The organism is Burkholderia sp. 9120, assembly GCF_000745015.1.
GTDB lineage: Bacteria > Pseudomonadota > Gammaproteobacteria > Burkholderiales > Burkholderiaceae > Paraburkholderia.
The window spans coordinates 4,550,819-4,572,606 of record NZ_JQNA01000002.1 but is presented as its reverse complement, the minus strand read 5'-3'; the positions used below and the strand labels follow the sequence as shown (position 1 = coordinate 4,572,606).

Annotated in this window: 20 protein-coding genes and 1 pseudogene; 11 read left to right on the top strand and 10 right to left on the bottom strand. The window is 63.1% G+C overall.

All coding sequences use genetic code 11. The annotated features are described in order from the left end of the window. Positions 1–534: 534 nt before the first annotated feature. The gene (locus tag FA94_RS28515; RefSeq protein ID WP_051980833.1) at positions 535–879 is read left to right on the top strand and encodes an immunity protein CdiI family protein; all 345 of its coding nucleotides are present in this window, start codon (positions 535–537) and stop codon (positions 877–879) included. A 298-nt stretch (positions 880–1,177) separates the two neighbouring features. Next, positions 1,178–1,675 carry a hypothetical protein gene (locus FA94_RS28510; protein ID WP_035557644.1) on the top strand — a complete coding sequence of 166 codons (498 nt, stop codon included), beginning with the start codon at positions 1,178–1,180 and terminating at the stop codon, positions 1,673–1,675. 216 nt (positions 1,676–1,891) lie between these two features. Here FA94_RS28510 and FA94_RS28505 read toward each other — a convergent pair whose 3' ends face one another. Next, a complete protein-coding gene (locus FA94_RS28505) occupies positions 1,892–2,728 on the bottom strand; it encodes an AraC family transcriptional regulator (protein WP_035557642.1) in 837 nt (278 codons plus the stop codon). Between the two features lie 194 nt (positions 2,729–2,922). Here FA94_RS28505 and FA94_RS28500 point away from each other — a divergent pair, with 194 nt between their 5' ends. From FA94_RS28500 to FA94_RS38260, 3 genes and pseudogenes are all read left to right on the top strand, one after another. Then, positions 2,923–3,621, top strand: a complete 699-nt coding sequence (locus FA94_RS28500; RefSeq protein WP_035557640.1) for an O-methyltransferase — start codon at positions 2,923–2,925, stop codon at positions 3,619–3,621. Positions 3,622–3,929: 308 nt separating this feature from the next. Continuing rightward, positions 3,930–4,736: a DUF4410 domain-containing protein gene (locus tag FA94_RS28495; protein WP_035557639.1), complete on the top strand. Its 807-nt coding sequence runs from the start codon at positions 3,930–3,932 to the stop codon at positions 4,734–4,736. 249 nt (positions 4,737–4,985) lie between these two features. Beyond that, positions 4,986–5,348: pseudogene (locus tag FA94_RS38260) on the top strand (DDE-type integrase/transposase/recombinase); the annotation flags it as partial. 180 nt (positions 5,349–5,528) lie between these two features. Here the strand turns inward: FA94_RS38260 and FA94_RS28490 are convergent. The 3 genes from FA94_RS28490 to FA94_RS28480 all read right to left on the bottom strand — a co-directional run bounded on the left by FA94_RS28490 (position 5,529) and on the right by FA94_RS28480 (position 8,005). Beyond that, the gene (locus FA94_RS28490) at positions 5,529–6,125 is read right to left on the bottom strand and encodes a P-loop nucleotide/nucleoside kinase family protein (protein WP_051980831.1); all 597 of its coding nucleotides are present in this window, start codon (positions 6,123–6,125) and stop codon (positions 5,529–5,531) included. A 252-nt stretch (positions 6,126–6,377) separates the two neighbouring features. Next, positions 6,378–7,352 carry an alpha/beta hydrolase family protein gene (locus FA94_RS28485; protein ID WP_035557637.1) on the bottom strand — a complete coding sequence of 325 codons (975 nt, stop codon included), beginning with the start codon at positions 7,350–7,352 and terminating at the stop codon, positions 6,378–6,380. A gap of 74 nt (positions 7,353–7,426) precedes the next feature. Then, positions 7,427–8,005, bottom strand: a complete 579-nt coding sequence (locus tag FA94_RS28480; RefSeq protein ID WP_231585049.1) for a TetR/AcrR family transcriptional regulator — start codon at positions 8,003–8,005, stop codon at positions 7,427–7,429. 193 nt (positions 8,006–8,198) lie between these two features. Here FA94_RS28480 and FA94_RS28475 point away from each other — a divergent pair, with 193 nt between their 5' ends. Then, positions 8,199–8,510 (top strand): H-NS histone family protein, encoded by a 312-nt coding sequence (locus FA94_RS28475; protein ID WP_035557633.1) that lies wholly within the window; start codon positions 8,199–8,201, stop codon positions 8,508–8,510. 25 nt (positions 8,511–8,535) lie between these two features. Here the strand turns inward: FA94_RS28475 and FA94_RS28470 are convergent, their stop codons facing one another. Both FA94_RS28470 and FA94_RS28465 read right to left on the bottom strand, forming a co-directional pair. After that, entirely contained in the window at positions 8,536–10,086 is a 1,551-nt protein-coding gene (locus FA94_RS28470; RefSeq protein WP_231585048.1) for a TonB family protein, read from the bottom strand. 24 nt (positions 10,087–10,110) lie between these two features. Beyond that, positions 10,111–11,469, bottom strand: coding sequence for an MFS transporter (locus FA94_RS28465; protein WP_081936192.1), 1,359 nt, complete (start codon positions 11,467–11,469; stop codon positions 10,111–10,113). A gap of 107 nt (positions 11,470–11,576) precedes the next feature. Here FA94_RS28465 and FA94_RS28460 point away from each other — a divergent pair, with 107 nt between their 5' ends. Next, positions 11,577–12,467 (top strand): LysR family transcriptional regulator, encoded by an 891-nt coding sequence (locus tag FA94_RS28460; RefSeq protein ID WP_035557631.1) that lies wholly within the window; start codon positions 11,577–11,579, stop codon positions 12,465–12,467. A 96-nt stretch (positions 12,468–12,563) separates the two neighbouring features. Further along, on the top strand, positions 12,564–13,382 hold the full coding sequence (locus FA94_RS28455; RefSeq protein WP_035557630.1) for a helix-turn-helix transcriptional regulator: 819 nt from the start codon (positions 12,564–12,566) through the stop codon (positions 13,380–13,382). Between the two features lie 26 nt (positions 13,383–13,408). On the opposite strand, the gene FA94_RS28450 is transcribed toward FA94_RS28455, so the two are convergent. After that, complete coding sequence (locus FA94_RS28450; RefSeq protein ID WP_035557628.1) at positions 13,409–14,350, bottom strand: LysR family transcriptional regulator; 942 nt, start codon at positions 14,348–14,350, stop codon at positions 13,409–13,411. A gap of 142 nt (positions 14,351–14,492) precedes the next feature. On the opposite strand from FA94_RS28450, the gene FA94_RS28445 reads away from it, so the two are divergent. The 3 genes from FA94_RS28445 to FA94_RS28435 all read left to right on the top strand — a co-directional run bounded on the left by FA94_RS28445 (position 14,493) and on the right by FA94_RS28435 (position 17,619). Beyond that, a complete protein-coding gene (locus tag FA94_RS28445) occupies positions 14,493–15,692 on the top strand; it encodes an amino acid aminotransferase (protein WP_035557625.1) in 1,200 nt (399 codons plus the stop codon). 81 nt (positions 15,693–15,773) lie between these two features. Beyond that, positions 15,774–16,565 carry a class II aldolase/adducin family protein gene (locus tag FA94_RS28440; protein ID WP_035557622.1) on the top strand — a complete coding sequence of 264 codons (792 nt, stop codon included), beginning with the start codon at positions 15,774–15,776 and terminating at the stop codon, positions 16,563–16,565. Positions 16,566–16,635: 70 nt separating this feature from the next. Then, positions 16,636–17,619: a 2-dehydropantoate 2-reductase gene (locus FA94_RS28435; protein WP_035557618.1), complete on the top strand. Its 984-nt coding sequence runs from the start codon at positions 16,636–16,638 to the stop codon at positions 17,617–17,619. A gap of 60 nt (positions 17,620–17,679) precedes the next feature. Here the strand turns inward: FA94_RS28435 and FA94_RS28430 are convergent, their stop codons facing one another. The 3 genes from FA94_RS28430 to FA94_RS28420 all read right to left on the bottom strand — a co-directional run bounded on the left by FA94_RS28430 (position 17,680) and on the right by FA94_RS28420 (position 21,786). Continuing rightward, positions 17,680–17,871, bottom strand: coding sequence for a hypothetical protein (locus FA94_RS28430; RefSeq protein ID WP_035557615.1), 192 nt, complete (start codon positions 17,869–17,871; stop codon positions 17,680–17,682). A 15-nt stretch (positions 17,872–17,886) separates the two neighbouring features. Further along, positions 17,887–19,620, bottom strand: coding sequence for an FAD-dependent oxidoreductase (locus tag FA94_RS28425; RefSeq protein WP_035557612.1), 1,734 nt, complete (start codon positions 19,618–19,620; stop codon positions 17,887–17,889). Between the two features lie 210 nt (positions 19,621–19,830). Beyond that, positions 19,831–21,786, bottom strand: coding sequence for an AI-2E family transporter (locus FA94_RS28420; protein ID WP_035557609.1), 1,956 nt, complete (start codon positions 21,784–21,786; stop codon positions 19,831–19,833). Positions 21,787–21,788: the final 2 nt, after the last annotated feature.

The window sequence follows — 21,788 nt, the reverse complement described above, 5'->3', positions numbered from 1 at the left end:
GCCAGGTCCAGCCACTTGCGGACTTCGGGCATCTCGTCGAAGATTGTCAGCAACCAGGTTGCCCACACCCGATATTCAATGCATTGTCCTTATTGCGCCGCAAAACTCGTAGACACCGCCGCGGGAGAGTTCCGATGCCTGTCGACGGGCGCCCTGTTTAGCCGTTCTATTCGAGCGCAGTTTGAGACGGCTGCGTTGGAAGGGGTTCTCCCTTCCCGTAAAGCCTTTCAGTTCAGACTAGGACGATGGTTTTGTCCCTGCTGCGGTAAGCAAACCGAGAACGGCGTTTGTACCCATTGCGGCTTCATAATCACTGCCGGTCTGGTTCGAGAGCTGGTCGAACTGAATCCGCATATGGGCGTTCCTGATACGGATTGACCAGCCGTTTTGTAGAGCGCTGACGGACCGTTCCGGGGCGATAAAGAAAGTTCGCGCAAAGGTTGGGTAGGCGACTAACGGGTGAAAGGAGTTTTTCTCCCTGCGACTTCTACCGTCGGCACGTACTATCGGACGTGTTTTTGATTGGGATAAAAGATGGCCGAAAATTATCGACTCAGGCTCATGTTCGAGTGGGGCGGTGGCTGTATTTGGGTGGGAGACGACACAACTCGTCGCCAATACGGAGTAGGTCCGATTGAAGACTCGCTGCCGTTAGCCGATGAGACGCGAAGAAAGCTTGCAGAGATAACTGTGTGGCATGACCTATCCCTCAACTGGGAATATCCGCCAGACCCCGGGCCATGGGATGCGCACGAGTACGAGCGCTTCGAAGCGGCGGCGTTCGCGATGCGTGATCATCTTCAATCGGAGTTGGGAGACCGCTTTTCCATCGTCTACGAGCGATTGGGATTTTATGAGGGCCGCCTCGAAAGCGAGTAGCCCGACTTGCCAGTGACGGAGCGTCTCGTCTCGCTGCGTGCTGACGACGCGCACAGTACGCGCGCCTATTTCCCCCGACCCCACACGCCTCCTCATCCGAAAACCCGTAGTTCCAGTTCGCTCCCGTGGCGCTAGCTTCGCACCTCTCAACGACGAAATCGTCGGCCGCACTCAAGATCGACTAACGCCCCGTATGGTCGGCTTCGCTCTGCCATAAGCAAGCGATAGCGCCAAGGGCGTCCAGGCACTGCGGGAACATCCTTCCCGCACCTACGTCAACCGATTCAAGGAGGTCAGCATGCCATTGGACGGAGTCTCAAGCAGAACCCCGGTTCAAAACACGTCCGCGCCGCAGCAATCCAGCGCCAAGCCAAAGGAAAATGTCGGCACCGCGTCGAGCGACAGTTCGGCGCACCCGCAGTTGGGCGCCTTGCAGCGACCGCCGCACAGTGTGGGTCAGGTGCAGGACATGGCCAAGAAAGTGTTTAGCTTCACGACCGGGGTTTCTCCGAAGGTCGTGAACGAGTCGGGTGGCGCGCAAGGGCAGGCACTACGCAAGCTGCCGGCCACGGCCGAGAATATGGCGAAGCTCTCGGCATTCGAACATGCGGCCGCCAATGGGCCCGGCGCCGCCACGTCGGCCGACAAAATTGCAGCGGCGGCAGGCTTCGCGCGTAACGGCGCTGCCCATACGGCGGCCAGCACGGCGGCGCTCGGCGCAGGCGGGTTGCGCGGGGCGCATGCGGCAGGTTATCTCCCTGACCACATTGAAAATATTTCGTCGAACTTCTCCTGACGGGCTCGGCGATACCCGACGGGTCGATCCGCGTGGCATGCGGGTCGATCCGTCATCGAAGGCATAGCCGTCCAGGCAGAGACCACCGCAACGGGGTCACCCTGCGTCACACGCAGTTGTCCCTATCGGGCCGCGTCAACATTGCGGCGGCAGGAGCGAGCATGGACCGACCCAGGCGCAGCACCAAGCGCGGCACTCAACACGAAGCGATCTCCATCAAGCCCGCTCCGACATATAACGCGCGGGCGGAGAGCCGAGCTTTTTGCGGAACATCGACACGAAGCTGCTTGCGCTCTCGTAGCCCAGATCGTCAGCGACCTGCTGCACCGATGCCCCAGCGCCCAGCCATTGCACGGCCAGCATGAGATGAAGTTGCTGTCGCCAGCGCCCAAAACTCATGCCCGTCTGACTGGTGAGCGCACGAGCCAGGGTGCGCTCGCTCATGCCGACTCGCCGCGCCCATATCTCTATCGTGCTGCGATCGGCGGGATTGGCCGTGATCATCTCGACGATCCTGCGCAATCGCGTATCGGTTGGCATCGGTAGATGAAGGTTGCCGATCGGCGCTGCCGCGATTTCATCCAGCAGCAGCGTGACAAGATGCGATTCAATGCCACCGTCCACATACATGGTGGGCAGGCTGGCGGAACGGATGAGCAGTTCGCGCAACAGCGGCGTCGCGGAAAGGGCGCAGCACGCGGACGGCAAGTTTGACGCGACGCCCGGATCGATGAAGGCGACGTAGCACTCGAGCCTGCCGGCGGCGACGAACTTATGCACGACGCCGCCCGGCACCCAGATCGCGCTCTGCGGCGGAACGATCCATAAGCTGCCTTCCACCTCGCACGTGAGCACTCCGTGCATCGCAAGCATCAGTTCGCCCTTGCGATGATGATGCGCGCCCATTTCCTTCCGTTCCCGATACAGGGCGGCCGCCTTTTCATCGAGCGTTTTCATGTCGAAACCGGTCGCGCCAACCGTCACCACGGGACGGGGCACATCGTCGGGATCCAGCCATTCCGAGGGATCTGACAACTGGCTGAGAACCGGCATGGCGTGGCCCGATGGACGCGCTGCGCGTCAGTAGGTTGATTGGCAAGAACTCCACATATTTTGGCCAAGTTTCCTGATGCTGCCAAGAGCAAGGTTATTTAGCATGCCCATGGGCACTGACCGATCGGCTGAGCGGGACGGTCCCAACCGCATCCGCCGAAAAATTTCCGAACCTCTTCAGAGCACTCGACACCATGAATTCATTGAGCACCGGGCGCGTCGCCCAGACCTTGCAGCGTATGTTCGCGGAAGCGGAGCAAGCCGATGGCGCGCTGATGGCAGCCTTCAGCGAGAGCGACCAGCCGGAGCAGTTGTTGGCCGACTCGATCGCCGAACATTTCGCCGAAGAACGCCGGGATCTGCGCGGCTTCTATCACGGCTACGTGAACAACTTCCTGAACGTGACGCCGGCCTACGGGCAATTCCTCTACCAATGCGCGCGCGCAAGCAAGGCAACGCGGATCGTCGAGTTTGGGACGTCGATGGGGGTGTCCACCGTCTATCTGGCGGCAGCACTGCGCGACATGGGCGGTGGACAGCTGATCGGCAGTGAGCTGGAACCTGGCAAAGCGGCGCGCGCGCGTGCCAACCTCGAAGCCGCGGGCCTCGCCGATCTGGTCGACATCCGCGTAGGGGATGCGCGCGAGACGCTCGCCGAGGTGCCGGGTGAAATCGACCTGGTTCTGCTCGACGGTGCGTTCAGCCTGTATCTGCCCATCTTGAAGTTGCTCGAACCGCGCTTAAGAAGCGGCGCACTGATCCTCGCGGAAAACGCGTTCGATTATGGGAACGCCTACCTTGAGTATGTCCGCGATCCGGCGAACGGCTATCTCTCGCAACCTATTCCGATCGCCCCGGGTCGGGGCAACGAACTCAGCCTCGTGACGCGATGAGGCGGCGCGCGGTTGCCGCGATATCGCGAAGTGGACTACGTGTCGGAAGGGAGAATTTGAAAGCGCACGCATGGCAACGACCTCGGTTCAGGAGATGAAGTCTTTCGCCAGCCGCCCGGGTTCGGTCGCGCCCGATCGGCGTCGTTTCGCGACACATCGTGTCGCTTCGTCGCAAACGGATGGCCGCTAAAGAGCGGAGCCGCGAAGATCGGTTTCACACCAGCTAACTAGCTTGTCTCCACGACTCACCAAAGAGTTGTCGGGGCTCGCGAGGCCGTCCGGCGAGCCGGTTCCCCAAAGGACGAAAGATGAAACCGACGCTCATCGCAGCTACGCTTGTGGCGGTCATGCAAATTCAGGTAGCGCACGCCCAGAGCAGCGTTGGCAACTTCTGGAGTGGGCGCGCAAAGGTGCAGTCGGTCGAGCAGGATGGCAAAGGGCAAATCGTTCCGAAGCCTGACCGGGTCGCCATTCACGACTTCGCGGTTCGCGCCGATGCCGTCTCGCTCGATCAGTCTATCGCCGGCCGTTTGCGCAGGAACCGGCTGGTGAAACATGGGAAAGATGCGGACTCGACACCCGACGTGCTGGCTCAGCACGTTCAAGCCGTATTCGGCAAGGCGCTGGCCGATCAACTCGCTACCGACCACATTGCGGCAGCAACGACCGGCAATGCCGACGCTGAACGCAGAGGGACGAGCCTCGTGGTAGACGGCGAATTTACAGCGATAGACGAGGGCAGCAAGAGCGAGCGGGTGATGATCGGCCTGGGCAGCGGCGCCAGCGATCTCAAGGCCCACGTGACGGTGTCGTCGGTGACGGCGGGACACGCGACAGTCATGCTGGCGTTTGATCTCGATTCGACGAGCGGGAAAAAACCCGGCGCGATCTCGTCCCTCGGCACCGGTTCGCTAGCGGTAGGCGCGGCCGAGAAAGCGGTGGGAGACAGGAAGTCGACGGTGGACGCCGATGCCGCCCACATGGCGAAACTGGTCGCGAAGCAAATTGAAAGCCTGATGGGAGAGCAACCGGCGTCTGCTGGCCCACTCGCGCAAGCGAATGCACTCGCCCCGGTCGGACGCTCTGCAAGCCTTGTCTCCGCCAATCATCTCTAACGGTTCGCAACGGTCTGTCCCGTTGTCCCCGGCCCGCTATTCCATCCGCCACCCAGCGCCTTGAACGTTGCGATGGCTGAACGCGCGCTCGCCGACTGCGCCAGGATGCGTGCTTCCTGAATATGTTGAAGTTGCGCATCCGCCTCGACCACATCGAGCTGGCTGTTTCTGCCGTTGCGATAGCCGGCCGATGTCGATTCGCGGGCCTGCGCCAGCGATGCTTCGCCATCCTTCAGAATCCGCTGCTGCTGGTCGTACTTCGCAAGTGCGGCAAACGCGTTCGCGCGACGGATTGTCGGTTGGCGCGTCAGTTCGTCGATGACTACAGACTTCGTTCTGGATGCACTTGAACAGGCACTTTATGCGCGGCGCCCAGGCGGCGATGGAACGTTGATACATCACTCCGACAGAGGCTCGCAATACGTTAGCATTCGCTATAGCGAGCGATTGGCCGAAGCGGGCATCGAGCCCTCGGCGGGTAGACGTGGCGACAGTTACGATAACGCACTGGCCGAGACAATCAACGGTTTGTACAAGGCCGAACTGATTCATCGCCGCACCTGGAAAACACGGGAGTCCGTCGAGTTGGCAACGCTGGAATGGATGGCCTGGTGCTCCATGGGCGTTGCTTTGGCGGGAACTGCATTTCGTTCGAAAGATGCCGGCAAGCCTGTTGACGAACTCGTGTCCGCGCTTCTCGAGCGCCCGTGTCGCGAAATGAAACCGGCAGGAGTTCGACATTCGCCGTCCCTCGGAAGTGAGGGTTCAGTTCTTTCACGACTTATGTTTCGTCTACAGCAATGAGCTTGTATCGGGCATTCCGAACAATCCCATCTCCGCCGCACTCAGTCCACGAACACTCCCCGTCTCATCGTAGACAACAAGCTCAAACCCTTCATCTGCGGTCGGCGGGACGAAATAACGAGTGATCAATTCATACTGCGCTTCAGAAGTCTCGAACGGATGCTCGCCTGACGCGTTCCTTGCCCTTAAGCGAGATTTGCAAATCTCGTCGCTCACTTCCAGATAGTGAAGCCGATGCTCACAGCCGATAGCTCGCGCTAAAGCATGTCCCCATGTACGCGTGTCGATCGTGTTAAACGGGAAGTCCAATACCACGGATATTCCCCCCGCAAGAAGCGACTGAATGTGTTCGGTGAGGACCGTCTTCAAGCGTGCCGCGCAGCGCACATAGTCCGCCAGCGTATGAATTTCGTCCGGATAAAGACGCGCGATCCATACGTCTTCGCTGATCAGAACCGTCCGCTGAGCATCGGCCAGGCGAGCCGTGAGCGTGGACTTGCCCGACGCAATCTTGCCGCAGACCATATGCAGAACGGCCGCATCGCAAAGGCCAACTGCAGTATCCAACGTGTTCTTACTCGTCATTTCGTGGCGCTCCGATTAGCGCCCAGAAAGCAAAAACCCGCCTTCTGGGCGGGTTGTGATGGCTTATTGTCAACTCAATAGCTATCCCGCCGAGATTTTCGCGGCGGTAATAATCGAGTGGATTTGGGACGGGTTCATAGGCCAAAGCCTAATGCAGTGAGGGAAATAGAACAAGTGTCGTTCGCATTGAAATGCTCCGCTCACCACGAGTGACCTCATACGACCGGCTGGCGGTAAAAGTCTCGCAAACGGCTATCGCAGCGTCGCCTGAAAGAACTGCACCACGTCGGCATTGAATTGTTCATGGAACGCCGCACGGTCGAAGCCCGGCTGGCTATTGCAGATTTCCGGCATCTTCCGGGACAGCCGCGTATCGCAGGGCGGCAGAAAGTCGTAATGCCCTGCATCAGGAACCACACGATATTCAGGTGCCTGAGGCAGATCGCCGCGCACAGCTTCCTCATAATACGGATCTGGCTGATGACGATCATCGGCAGCTCGCCAGAGTTGGATCGGGGCGTGCACGCTGCTGAGCCCTGCGCGGCCGAAGCTGAAGCCGAACGCGGGCGCGGCGATGACGAGGGCTTTAATGCGTGGGTCGTGGACCCAGGCACTGGCGGGAACCTCCGGGATCGAATGAAGATCGACACCGGCCTGTTTCAAGGCCGTGCAAAGGTCATGCTCAGGATGAGCCTCGCAATACGGTGCGATCTTCGAAAGATCCGGAATCCCGCCCGCGGCTACGAGCACGGTGAAGCCGCCGTTAGAAAAGCCGAATGCGCCGACGCGGCCCGCATCCAGCCGCTCATGCCAACGCCAGTCGTCGAGGATGTAGTCCAACAAACGATGAAGTTGCGCGGGACGGCGCCACAATTGCAACACGCGGCTCTGGTCATCGAACGTGTCGCCGGCGTGGCTGACAGCCGCCACCACGAAGCCCGCGTGAGCCAGGGCTAGCGCCGTGTCGTAATGGCTGCCGTACCACCCTCCGCCGCCATGCGACATCACCACCAGCGGCAGGCTATGACCGTCGATGGGCGCGTCGAGCGCCACCGTCTGCGTGACATTGCCCAGAGCATGTGGCGTCGCCGTCGCATCAGTCGGATACCAGACCCCGGCCGTTAGCGGCGGCTCCGCGCCGTTCGCTATCTTGACCTCCACGAAGCCGACATCGGCGGCGAGGGCAGGTGTGGCAAGCAGAGCAAAGAGCGTGACGATCACGGCCATCAATCTCACGGCGGTCTCCTTTGTTATGGCTGCGCCAATCGAAGGCCGATGAGCAATCACCTCGCCATCGTCAATCAGCGCACACGCGGCGCCGCGGCTAACAGGCTGCGCAGAAACACCATGATCATGTGTCCGATAGGCACTTCGGACAGCATCGACCGTTGCAATGCGAGGCCTTGCGAGAGGCCCATGAAGGACGTGGCCAATACGATCGGCGATTCGGGCGGCACCTTTTTCAGTCTGGCGAAAATCTGCCCGATGCAATAGGCGAGGCCGTCACGGTGAGTGTCCAGCAATGCCTGCACCGCGGTTGCAAAACCAGGACTGCGGCGTCCCATCAGCTTGAATTCAACGCCCAGCACGGACCACTCGGGCTCGGCATCGAGTGTCTGCGCCCACATTTCCAACGCGCTCAGAATGTCGTCCGCGGACGCAGCGGGATCGCTCAGCGTTTGGGCAATGTCGGTCACTTGCGCCTTCGACCGCTCTCGCATCAGTTCGACAAACAGTTCTTCTTTGCTCGCGAAATTCGAATAGAACGCGCCCTGCGTATAGCCGGCCTCGGTCGCGATATCCCTGAGCGAGGTGGCGCCGAAACCTCGGTCGACAAACAGACGCTTCGCCGCAGCCAGCAAATGGGTCCGCGTCTGCAATCGACTTTCTTCGCGGCTCAGCCGCTGGGGTTTGCTCGCCGTGTTCATGGTCGCAAGGATATCAGTTGATATTTAAAATTCAACTCGCTAGTATTACGATTGCATTTCATATCTCACTTGATATGTGAATGATCGCAATCGCAAAGACCGGGATGCAGTGCAACGACCGGGTCATGTACTACGGAAACAAAGTATGAGCGGCAGGGTAAAGACGTTGAAACAGCAACTCGCGCAACTCGATGAGCGGATCCTGATCGCGTGGCAGCAGGAGCAGAAAGCGGCCATCGAACATGTCCGCCAGGTCATGAACTTCTTCAACCTGGTGCCTAACCAGTTACGCGTGGACCGGCGCGGCACGTATAAGACCAGGCCGCTTCGGATGAAGTATCAGGACCCCGTCACCGGGGCGACCTGGAGCGGCCGTGGACGCGCGCCGTCCTGGATCAGGAATCGACGCTACGAGGACTTTCTGGTCATGCAGTCCGATGACATGGGATCGGACTAGGGTCGGTCGGCATGGCGCCGCACCCTCACACCCCCGGTCTCAGCGTGATCTTGAACGTCCGGGGCGCCTGGCCGCTTTCGTCCAGCGGCATGGGATCGGACCGCTTGACCGCTTCAAGTGCTGCGCGGTCCCACGCCGGGTCACCGCTCGAGCGGACAATTTTCACCGACTCCAGATTGCCTGAAGGAGCGCAGTGGACTTCGACCACCGTTTCGAGTCGGCTCGCCTTGCCATTCCAGACGATGTTGGGACGGATGCGTCGCCGCAACAACTCCGGATAGTCGAACACCTGAGGCGCGGCGACGGGCTGTCGGGCGGCCTGAGCCATCGCGTTGAGATTATTCAGCGTGGTCAGCAGAACGGCGGCGGCACGTCGCTGGGTTTCCAACTCCGAAAGCATGAGCCAGTCGCGCGCTGGTTGCGGCGTTTTGTCGAAAGCATGCCGGTATAAACGCGTGGCTTTACACCACGCGGCAGGCGAAAGCTCCGCCTGTTTGCCGCTCATCAGAAGGCCGAGATCTTCGGTCTCATCGGGATCGCGTTTCAGTGCATCCGAGAGGGACGCCGAGAGCGCGAGTTGACCTTGCAATCGCTGGCCGGGGGTGATCTGTGGCAGCGGCGTGCTCTGGGGGGCTTGCTTGAGCAGGTTGTAGATCGTGTCCAACTGAGCCTGAAGCTCTGCGTCGCTCTCGGTGCTCATTGACAGATAGCGCGACGTGATTATCTGCAGATTCTTGATGCCGCCGCAATCCGGCGGCGCATTGTCCAGCGCCTGTGTCGTGAAACGCGTCAGCCGTTCACGGTCGTCCCGCGAGATTCTCGCCATCGCGTCCAGCACGCCCAGCGCGCGCGATAACGCAAACGGGCCCGCGTTAGCCGGGTTGTTGTCGGACGTGAAGTAGTTCTTGATGTCCGGATCAGCCGCGAGTTTTTTGGCCCAGTCGTCGAATAGCTTCGCCTTGGACGAGCCGGGCGCGATGCCGAACCTGGCCAGCGTGCTGGTATCGAGCGGCTTGCTGAATTCAAACGGGAGGGCCGCGGCCAGAAGCGGGGGCGTGGCGGCGCTCATGGGGAAAGACGGTGTAGGGCGGCCACCCGCAGCGCCCGGATTGATTGCGGCCGCCGCCAGATTCGGGGCGGCGTGCGTTGCATTGGCGTTCGGCTGCGGCAGATTGAAGACGAAGTTCGTTTCGACCGCGACCGGCTTGCCGTCCATACCGGGAAAAGGTCGGCACTGTGCTCGCCGGGATGCCTGCAGGGCGAGATTGTCGAACGCGGCATTGCCCGACGACTGTTCCACAACCACGTCGCTAATCTGTCCTCGTTCATCGATCGATGCCCGAACCGCGACGTCCGGGCGAGGTGCGTGTTCCACTGCCGGACCCGCGGATTTCAGATCGTCGGCAGACAGCCCATAGGTGCATGGAATGCTCTGCGCCGGCACATACGACGGCGCCGATGTCGTATTGGCCTCCGCTGTGACTGTGCCCATGACGCAGGCGAGAATGACGAATGCTTGTGCTGCCCGGATACGTGTTTGAGAAGTCTTGCCGTGCAATGGATGCGTTGTTTTCATTTATCTTTCGGGTTGGACATCACGCTATTGCCGACCCGCAGCGAGCCGGGCAGTGGCAGAGGATAGCGAGAATCGGTGCACCGCGTCCATCCGGATGTTCCAAAGATCAGCAGCACGACGCGAGAAGCACGAGCCCGCATCACGCCCCCGCCAACCATCGCGCAGATGCAAACCCATCGCCGCGCCGAAGAACCCCAACGCGACCACGCACACGCCCGGCCAGCCCCAATGCGCGAGAGCCGGCCCGGCGATCGTCGCGCCGATCGCGCTGCCGATAAAAAACAGCCCCGTGAACAGCCCGTTGACGCGCCCGCGCGACTCCGGTGCGAGCAGATTGATGGCGCGCCGACCGAGCGCCTGATCGGCGATCACACCGCCGTCGATAAAGAACGCCGCGATAGCCAGCATCGCAATCGACCCACCGCGCGACACGCCCGGCATCAACGCGCATGCCGCCAGCAACGACGCCGTCATCGCAACCAGATGCGCGACGAGCGTGGCGCGCCTCGACCACCCGCGATCGCCGGCGCGGCCCGCCAGCGGCGCGATGAACACGCTGCCGCCGCCGGCCAGCGCGAACAGCGCGACCGCGTTGCTGCCGAGTCCGAGCGGCGCATGCGTCAAGACGATCGCGACGCTGCTCCAGAACACGTTGAAGCCGGCCATCAGCAGGCCTTGATACAGCGCGCGCCGGCGCAGCACCGGTTCCTGCGTGATCAACCGTCCCATCGACGCCAGCAACGTCCCATACGACGGCGCACCGGCCGGCCGAACGTCCGGCAGACGCGGCACCACGGCCAGCGCGACGGCGGCGAGCACCAGCGAATCAGCCGCGAAGAAAGCGCGCCAACCCATCAGGCCGCCGATCAGACTGGCCAGCGGCCGCGACAACAGAATGCCGAGCATCAGGCCGCTCATCACATTGCCGACCACCTTGCCGCGCGAAGCCGGCGGTGCGAGTGAAGCGGCCGCGGGCACCAGCATCTGCACCACGCTCGACGTGACGCCGACCGCGAACGACGCCGCCAGAAACACCGGCGCGAACGGCGCGACGGCGGCCAGCGCGAGACAGGCGATCTGCGCGAGCAAGGTCGCGGCGATCAACGGCCGGTTGGGCAGCCGGTCGATCAACGGCACCAGGCCGACGAGCCCCACGGCATAGCCGAGCAGCGTCAACGCGGTGACGAGCGTGGTCCACGCGCCGAGATGCAGCGACGCGTCCAGCGGACCGATCAACGTTTGCGATGCATAAAGCGGCAACACGGCGACCGCGACCATCGCAGCGAAGCGGGCGGTGGGCACGCTCTGTTCCGGCGGCACGGCGGCGCGGCTTGGGGTCTGGGTCGGGCGCGCTGTCTGGCATTCGATTGCGGATGAATCCATAGTCGGTCTCGCAGCAAGGGAAGGTGCAGAGGATGCTACTCTCACGTCCGGCAAACACAATTCGCACCAAGCGGGATACATCCTCACGATATTCGGGAGAATCGACTATGGACGCGCTGCGCGATCTGGAAACCCTGGTGGCGATCGTCGAAGAAGGCAGTCTGACGAGCGCCGCCCGTCGGCTCGGCCGCTCATTGCAAGCCGTGAGCCGCTCGCTGCAAATGCTCGAACGCGCGCACGGCTCGACGCTGATCGTGCGCACCACCCGCACCTCGCAACCGAGCGCGGCGGGCATGCGCTTTTACGAGCGCGTCAAAGGCGCGCTGAGCGAACTGGAGTTGGCGCGTACCGAGCTGGCCGAAGAAGCGCACCAGCTCAGCGGCCGCCTGCACGTCAACGCGCCCACGCTATTCGGCCCGAAATTCGTTGCACCGCTCGCGGCGGAGTTTTTGCAGCGTCACCGGCAACTGACGTTATCGCTGGATCTGAGCGACGACTATCGCGATCCCGCCGAGACCGGCGCAGACGTGACGATCCGGATCGGCGAAACACCCGATTCGCGGTTGATCGCGCGGCGGATCGGCACGCTGCGGCGCGTGGTGTTCGCCGCGCCCGCGTATCTCGCGGAGCACGGTCGGCCGGCTCATCCGCGCGACCTGCTCAAACATGAATGCGTGGTGCGAACCGGCGGCCCGCATCCGGGACGCTGGCTTCTCGCAGAACCCGGCGGCGAAGAGATCGCGGTGACCGTGTCAGGCCGTTTCGACAGCAATCAGGTCGCAGCGGTGAACGCCGGCGTGCTCGGCGGAATGGGCATTGGCGTGGCCGCCTACTGGCAGATACAGGAGTGGGTCGAGGCGGGCAGCGTGGAAGTGCTGTTGCCCGATTTCCAGCTTGCGCCGCTGCCGCTGCACGCGATGTGGGTGAAAACGCGCCGTCTCCCCCAGCGAACGCGCTTGCTGGTGGATTTTCTGGCGGTCAAGCTGTGGCAGCTTTAGGAGCAGACCGCCGCCGGCGCGGCGAAGAGTCGCGCCGATAGCCGCTGTGCTACGCTTGGCGGATCCCTATCTACGCCGCACGAGCCGAATCTCATCATGCGTTCCTGGCGCCTCGCCGCACCGCACGGAAGCGGACAACTCAGCACGTTGCGTGCAACCGATCTCGTCATGGCGATCTCGCAGGCCGATCCGGATGCGCTCGCGGCCAGCATGCTGAAGATCGTCGGCGATACGCTGCCGGTTTCGCAGTGCACCGTCTTCGCCTACGAATTCGACGCTAAACCGCGCACCGTGTCGGCGGCGGATCATCGCGGCGGACGCTTTCTGCGCGACGTCGCGGATCGCTACGCCACCCATTTCTACGCGCTGGACGGCAATCGCACCATCATCGAACGCTCGCCGGACCGGCATTCGCGCGACGCGCTCGTGCTGCATCAGCAGCAAAGCGCCGAGATCGAAAACGAGGCCTATCGGGCCGCCTGCTACGCGCAGCCGAACGTGTCCGACCGCTTATCGTTGCTCGTGCAACCGATGGAACACGTGTGGCTCTCCATCAATCTGTATCGCGACAGCGCGTATGGCGTGTTTCAGCCGGGCGAACTGGAGCAGGTAGAACGCGTTGCTCCGCTTTTCGCGCACGTGGCGAAGAGCCATTACGCGTTGAACGGACAGCATCAGCAGGGGACGGCGGCCGCGATGCTCGCACGCGTGCGGCGCGTGTGCCCGGCGCTGACGTCGCGTGAACTGGATGTATTGCGCGGCACGCTCGAAGGCGCCACCGCCTCGGAGATCGCGCTGCAAATGGGCATCAAACCGGCCAGCGTTATCACGTATCAGAAGCGCGCTTATGCGCGGCTCGGTATTTCGAGTCAGCGGCAGTTGTTCGCGCTGTGTCTGCTGCCAGAGCGTCTGTAGTCAACTGCGTTTGTCAGTCACATTTGTCAACTGCGCTTGGCGCGCGCTTCCGCCTGCGTCTCACGGTCCCAACGTTTCAGCCACGGCACGATGAAATCCGCGAAACCGTCGGCGGGCGGCGATAACGCGCGCTCCGTGGCGCGATACACGCACACCTCGCGGATCGTTTCCGGATCGACGATACGCTTCATCACCAGCCCGAAGGTGCGCGCGAGCGGCGCGACATACGCCGGCGCGAGCGTCACCGCCAACCCTTGCGACGCCAGCCCGAACGCGGTGGTGACATTGTCCACCACATCCATCGGAATGATGCGCGCCTCCGGTGGCAGATTGGCCAGCATCTGCCCGACCGCACGCTCGTGATCGCGGCCGGTGGCGACGATCGGCACGTCGCGCAAATGCTGCCATTGCACCCGGCGCCGCGCGTTCAACGGATGCGTCGGCGCGCACCACATCACCCACGGGCTCGCGAACGCCGGATCGCAGCGCACGCGCGTGCCGCTTTGCCGGTCGGGTCCGATCGCGAGATCCACATCGCCGCTTTCCACGCGCTCCACCAGTTGCTCGACCACGGTGTCGTAAATGCGCACGACTACCTTCGGTTTGTCGCGCGCGTAGTCGGCGATGGCCGCGGGCAGCGCCGTGGCCGCCAGCACCAGCGGCGCGCCGACCCGCACGATGCCGGCGGCGCGGTTGCGGATGTCGTCGGCGGTTTGGGCGGCGGCGCGCACGTGCCGCAACACCGATTCCGCCGACGATAAAAAGTCCTGCCCCGCGCTCGACAGATCAACGCGCCGCGTGGTGCGATCGAACAGGCGAAAGCCGAGTTCGGTTTCCAGTTCGGCCAGCAACTGGCTGACCGCCGACGAGGTCAGCCCGAGCCGTTCCGCCGCCGCGCCGATGCTGTGCAAATCGACGATGGCGAGAAACGCTTCGAACTGGCGGAGAGTGGCGCGGGTGAGTGGCATCTGTCGATTCTAAAGAAAAACTTACGAATCGTGAAAAATCGATTGATTGTGCGCAGCGCGCTGGTAGCTGAGACTTCTCCTGATCGACGCAAGCCGCCAAGCCGCTTAGACTTCCGTCTCGCTCCGCATACAAGGATTTGCCATGTTCGACCATATTCCCGCCTATCCCGGCGACCCGATCCTGAGCCTGAACGAGGACTTCCAACTCGATCCCCGGCCCAACAAGGTCAATCTGAGCATCGGCATTTATTTCGACGACGCCGGCAAGCTGCCGGTCATGGGCGCGGTGCGCCGCGCCGAAACCGCGCTGCTCGACGCGATCGGCCCGCGTTCCTATCTGCCGATGTCGGGCCTGCCACTCTATCGCGACGGCGCGCAGGCGCTGGTCTTCGGCGCGAACAGCGAGGCGCGCGCCGCGGGCCGGATCGCGACGCTGCAGACTATCGGCGGGTCGGGCGCGCTCAAGGTCGGCGCCGATTTCCTGAGACGTTATTTTCCGGGTGCGCAGATCTGGATCAGCGATCCGAGCTGGGAAAACCATCGGGTCGTGTTCGAAGGCGCGGGCCTCACGGTCAACACCTATCCGTATTACGACGAGCAAACTGGCGGCTTGCGCTTCGCTGACATGCTCGACGCCATCGGCCGCCTGCCGGAAGGCAGCATCGTGCTGCTGCATGCGTGCTGCCATAACCCGACCGGCGTCGATCTGAGCCCGGCGCAATGGGCCGAACTGGTGCCGGTGTTGCTGCGCCGCAAGCTGATCGCGTTTGTCGACATGGCCTATCAGGGTTTCGGCGCCGGTCTCGAAGAAGACGCCGCCTGCGTACGCATGCTGGCCGATGCCGACGTGCCGCTGATCGCCGCCAATTCGTTCTCGAAGAATTTCTCGCTGTACGGCGAGCGCGTCGGCGCGTTGAGCGTAGTGTGCCGCAGCGCGGAAGAAGCGAGCCGCGTGCTCGGGCAATTGAGCTCCACGGTGCGCGCGAACTACAGCAATCCGCCGACGCACGGCGCGCGACTGGTCGCCAACGTGCTCGCCGACGCAACGTTGCGCGCTTCGTGGGAAGCCGAACTCGCCACCATGCGCGAGCGGATTCTGGCGATGCGCGGCACGATCCACAGCGGACTCGCCGGCCGTGTCGATGAAGTGATGCGCGCGCGTTACGTCGCGCAACGCGGCATGTTCACCTACACGGGCTTGAGCGAAAGCCAGGTTGAACGTCTGCGCAGCGAATATGCGGTGTATGTGCTGCGCTCGGGACGCATGTGCGTGGCGGGGCTGAATGCACGCAACGCGGAGTATGTGGCGTCGTCGATCGCGGCCGTGGTGTCGGGCGCGTAACGATCGCGTAATGGCCGCGCAGCGCCGGAGCAAAAGTGCAAGCCGAACCCATAAGCCAGAACGATAACCCCGGAGATCCTCATGACCACCCTCGAAATGGAACCCGCAAGCGTGCCGAAGACCGCCGCGATGCATCCCGACGAATGGCACGCGCGCGTGCAACTGGCGGCGTGCTATCGCATCTTCGACATGCTCGGCTGGAGCGAGATGATCTACAACCACATCACGTTGCGGGTCCCGGCGAGCGTGAGCGGTGGCGAGCGGCATTTCCTGATCAATCCGTTCGGCTTGCACTACAGCGAGGTGACGGCGAGCAATCTCGTGAAGATCGACGCGCACGGTCGCGTGCTCGATCACTCGCCGTATCCAGTGAATCCCGCTGGGTTCGTCGTGCATGCGGCGATTCACGAAGGCTTGCCCGACGCGCATTGCGTGATGCACACGCACACCACGGCGGGTGTCGCGGTGGCGTGTCTGGAAGGGGGCTTGCAGCAGACCAACTTCTATAGCGCGCAATTGCACGACCGTGTCGCGTATCACGATTTCGAGGGCATCACGGTGCATGCGGAAGAGGGGCCGCGGCTGCTCGAGCATATCGGCAATAAACAGGCGGTGATTCTGCGCAATCATGGGCTGCTGACGTGGGGCCATACGCTGCCGCAAACTTTCGCGATGCTGTGGACGCTCAATCGCGCCTGCGAGATCCAGATGGCGACCTTCTCGATGGGCCGCGCGCGGCCGGTGCCGGAAGAGGTCGCGATCCGCTGCTCGCGCGACGCGCTACAGTTCGATCCGCGTCACGGCGCCGGGCAGGACGTGTTCGACGCGCTGGTGCGCAAGGTCGACCGCATCGACGCGAGCTATAAGGAATAACGCGGGAATAGTGCGGAAATAACACGCGAATAACGCCGCATCAACGCGAGCACAAACAAGGATTCAACCGATGAAAGTAGCAATTTACGGCGCCGGCGCGATCGGCGGCTGGATGGGCGTGAAGCTGGCGCAGGCCGGTCATGACGTGAGCGTGGTGGCGCGCGGCGCGACGCTCACGGCATTGCAGCAGCATGGCCTGCGTTTGATCGAAGGCGGTGAAACACACGCCGTGAACGTCACAGCCAGCGACAAACCGGCGGATCTCGGCGTGCAGGATCTCGTCGTGGTGGCGGTCAAGGGGCCGGCCATGGCGTCGGTGGCCGCGCGCATCGCGCCGCTACTGAGCCCGCAAACCATCGTGCTGACGGCCATGAATGGCGTGCCGTGGTGGTTCTGCGACGGGCTCGGCGAGGACTTCGCGGGCAAGCGGCTGAAGTCGATCGATCCCGACGGCGCGATTGCCGCCGCGATTCCGAGTGCGCAGACGGTGGGCTGCGTGGTGCACGCCAGTTGCCTGATCGATTCGCCGGGTGTGATCCGTCATCACCAGGGCAATGGCTTGATCATCGGCGAGGCATCGGGGCACGCGAGCGAACGTGTCGCGGCGCTCACCGCCACGCTCAAGGCGGCCGGCTTCAACGCGTCGGCGTCCGGGCAGATTCAGCGCGACGTCTGGTACAAGCTGTGGGGCAACATGACGATGAACCCGATCAGCGCGTTCACGGGTGCCACCACCGACCGGATTCTCAGCGACGAACTGGTGCGCAATTTCGTCACGAGCATCATGCTGGAGGCGAAGGAAATCGGCGCACGTTTCGGTATTCCGATTGCGCAGGCACCGGCGGACCGGCACGAGGTCACGCTGAAACTCGGCGCGATGAAAACCTCGATGCTGCAGGACGTGCAGGCGGGCAAGGCGGTCGAACTCGACGCGCTGGTCGCCGCGGTGCGTGAGTTGGGTCAACTGACCGACGTGCTGACGCCGTACACCGATGCATTGCTCGGTCTCGCGCGTTTGCATGCGAGCACCTTGGGTTTGTATCCGAGGCAGTAACACGGCTGCAGAAACGAAAAGCCGCTGCGCGCTTCAGGTGCGCGGCGGCTTTTTTGCGTCTCACGAAGTCATAGCGGACGAGGCGGGCAAGCGAGCCGCTTCGATCAACGCCAACGCTTGCTGCGGGTCGTCGAGTTCGGTCATGCACAGCAGCGTGAGGCGGGCGAGATACAGCGACGCATGTGCTTCGCCTTCGGTCGTGAGGGTTTTGCAGAGCGTCGTGTAGACGAGGTCGAGATCGCTATCGGTCATGATGGGTCTCCTGTTTTAGTTGGCCAGCGCGGCGGCCAGCGCACGCAGCGTTTCGGCCGCATTGCCGTTGCGCCAGCGGGCCAGCACATGGCCGTCGGGGCGGATCAGATAGACCGTGCCGGGCGTGGCGTCGAGCAGGTCGTGCAAGCGGCCGGTGTGATCGCGTACCTGCCGTGCCGTTGTACTTGCCGCGTCGCTCGTGAGTAGTGTGACCAGGCTGAATGGAATGCCTTGTGCGGCGAGCGTGTTTTTCATCTGCTGCCAGGTGACGTTGCCGTGGCCACTTTCCGGATCAGCACCGAAACGCAAAACCGTAAAGCAAGGCCCCAGCAAATCCGTCAGATGAATGTCGACATCCACGCCGTCGCCGTTGCGCTTTTTGAGCCGGCATTCGGGCAGCACGCTGCCCGGCGCCGGACCCTTGCTAAACGTACCCATCGGCTCGGACGTAACGTGATTCAGCGGCGACTGCGCGTACGCAATCGCATGCGTCTGCCGTGGATTGATCAGCGGCCGCACGGCGGCATGCTGCGCGGCGAGTCCGAGCACCGCGTTGCGCATCAGATCGAACGCGAACGAAGGGGGCGCCATGAATTCGGTGCTCTTCATGCCATAGCTGAGGTTCTCGCGCGCCGCGAACACGCGTTCGTCGCTGTAGCTGTCCAGCAGACGCGGCGCGGCCATGCCGTTGATCACGCAACCGAGTTTCCAGCCGAGATTGTCGGCGTCGTCGATTCCCGAGTTCGCGCCGCGCACGCCGAAGATCGGCACCAGATGCGCGGCGTCGCCCGCGAACAGCACGCAGCCGTGGCGATAGCGCTCCAGCGTCAACGCATTGGCCTTGTAGACGGTGATCCAGATCGGCGACCAGTCGCCCGTTTCGCCCATCGAATCGAGCACACTCTGTACGCGCGGCATCACGTTGTCCGGTCGGATGGCGGCGTCCGGATCTTCGTCGTCGCGAAGCTGGTAGTCGATGCGCCAGACGTTGTCCGGCTGCTTATGCACCAGTACCGTTGAACCCGGATTGGATGGCGGATCGAAATAGGCGAGGCGTTCGGTGGCGCGCGAGCTGTTCAGCTCGATATCGACGATCACATAGCGGCCTTCGTACGTGGTGCCCGTCAGTTTGAGGCCGAGCGCCTCGCGAATCGTGCTGCGGCCGCCGTCGCACGCGACGACCCAGTCGGCGTCCATTTGCCACGCGGTGTCGCCGGTGCGCAGGTCGAGGGTAGCGCCGCCGTTCCGATCGTGGCCGTCATGCCGTTGGATACCTGTCACGCGGGTTTGCCAGCGGATGTCGATCAGATCCGCGTGTCGTTCCACCTCGTCGAGCAGCAACTGTTCGATCTGATATTGCGCGATGTTGATCATCGGCGGCAGCGACTGCTCGTCGTCCTGGTGCATCGCGAAGCGGAACACTTCGGCGTCGCGGTAGAAGCTGCGGCCGCCGGTCCACGGCAAGCCCTGCTGCAGGAAACCGGGCAGCACGCCGAGCCGCTTGAATATCTCCAGACTACGCCGCGAAATACAGATTGCGCGGCTGCCGGTGCAGACGCTGTCGTCGGCTTCGATCAGCACGGAGCGCACGCCCTGGCGGGCCAGCGCGAGCGCGAGCGTAAGGCCCACCGGCCCGCCGCCGACAATCGCCACGGCACGCCGCACCGGGTCGCGGCCGTCGATTAGCGGCGGTGCCGCGCCTTCATAGTGGCGCGGCGAAAACGGATAGGGTTTGAAGCTGCGGCTCATGCGTGTCTCCTGGTCCTCAAGGCTAAGGATTGCCCGCCGGGGCCGCTGATGGGCCCTTGGTTCGACGCGGGGCGAATCGATAATCGAGTATGAAGGAGGGTGTGTGCTGGGCTGTCCTCATTTTGGGTACAAAAAAACCGCGGGCCACTCACGTGACTCGCGGTTTTTTGTTCAAGCATTCAACCCATTCAACCTAACCTGTGCCGACAATCAATCCGCTCCACCCACATGCGAAGCCTGCCGCGTGTGCTGCACACTCGACGCCGCCTGGCATTCCTCGATCATCCCGCGGAAGGTCGGTGCCGAATGCGAAGCACCCGTTGCGCCCGTCTCCGGCGTGCCCTCTGCCGCGCCGCCTACACCGACCACCAGCGTCGCGCGTGGCCGCCATTCGCGCGTGCGCCGCAGCATATTGCGCAGGTATGGCGGCGACTCCGGCGCGTCGAGCGAGACGATGCAGATGATCGGCGCGTCCTGGAAGCTCGGTTCGTCGGCGCGCGCGCTGCGATAGCCCGAGTGCGTGGCCATCATCGGCGCGAGGCCGTAGCGGCCGAGCAACTGCACGGCGACCGCGGTCGTGACTTCGTCGAATGCGCCGCGGCCCGGCACGCACAGCACGGAAGTCTTCTGCGCATTGGCGCGCAACTGCGGATGCGCTGCAATGTGGCTGTCGTGCCGCTCGGAAAGATCCGCCGACACCGACGCCAGCAGCGCACCAGCCGCGTTCGCCGGATCGGGGCGCGACATGCGGTCCGGCAAGCCGTCGGCGATTTCCAGGTTCTCGACGATATCGACCAGCGCGTCGTTGATCCGCTGCAACTGGTCCGGCATCAGCACACCGCGCATCGCGTCGTTGCGGGCGAGTTTGAGGCCTTCAAGCGCGACCTTGTCGTAGTAGTCGATCAGCGACATCTCGCGCAGCAGGCGCTCCGCCTGCACGATCGCTTCGTGCGGATCGTCCGCGAGCAGCCGCTGATAAAAGTTCTGCGCGGGTGTGAGCGCGGGCTGATCACCGAGCAATACGGTGAGGAAGTTCAGCCGGTCGGCGTAACGCCCCAGCGTGACGACACACAGCGTGAGCGGCGTGGACAGCACGAGGCCAATCGGCCCCCACAGCCAGCTCCAGAAAATCGCCGCGACCACCACCGCGAGCGGCGACAGTCCCGAGCGATGGCCGTACAGCAGCGGCTCGGCGATCTGCCCGGCCACCACGTCGACGACGATGAACAGGATCAGCGTATAGACCGCCATGGTCCATTGCGGCTGAATTGCGGCGGCGAGAAACACCGCGAGGATCGCCGCGATCCAGATGCCGATATACGGCACGAAGCGCAGCAGCGCGGCGATTACGCCGAACAGCAGCGCACCCGGCACGCCGATGATCGCCAGCCCGATTGCGATCGTGCCGCCCGCGCTAAGGTTCACGCCCAGTTGCGCGACGAAGTAGCGGCTCAGGCGTCCGGCGGCGTCGTTGATCGCGGTGGTGGTGCGGTGCAGATCGCGCGAGCCGAACAGGCTGATCAGCCGGTCGCGCAGATCCTCGCGTTGCAGCAGGATAAAGATCGTCACCACCAGCACGATGAAAGTGGTCTCGATCGGCGCGATAGCCGGCGACAACGCGCGTTGCGCGAGCTGCATCGGCGTGGGCGAGGGCTCGTGGACTTCGACCGGCGTCGGCACCGGCGGCGCATTGCGCGCGGCGCGTCCGGTGAGACGCGGCGGGCTCGGCTTGGACGGCGCGACCCGTTGCAAGGTTGCGGCGGCGCGGCTCATCAGCGAATCGGCGCGGCCGACGGTTTTTTCCTGCACCGTTTCGATCTTCTGTTCGATCGCCACCTGGTACTGCGGCAGATCCCCCGCGAGTTGCACCAGTTGCGCCGTGATCAGCCCGCCGACCGCGAGCAGGGTGGCGAGGGCAAACAGCACCGCGATAAAAATCGACGGCAGATGGCCCATATGCAGCCGTCGCAACATTTGCACGAGCGGGGCGAGCAGGAAGCTGAGCAGCACCGACAGCGTGATCGGAATCAGCACCTCGCGCGCGAAGTAAAGCCCGCACACCACCACCACGCCGGTAACCACGGACGCGAGACCATGCAGACTGGGCGTGCCGGGTGGGTAAACGCGGTTCGGCCGCCCCTGCGGCGGCGGTAACGATATTTTCATGA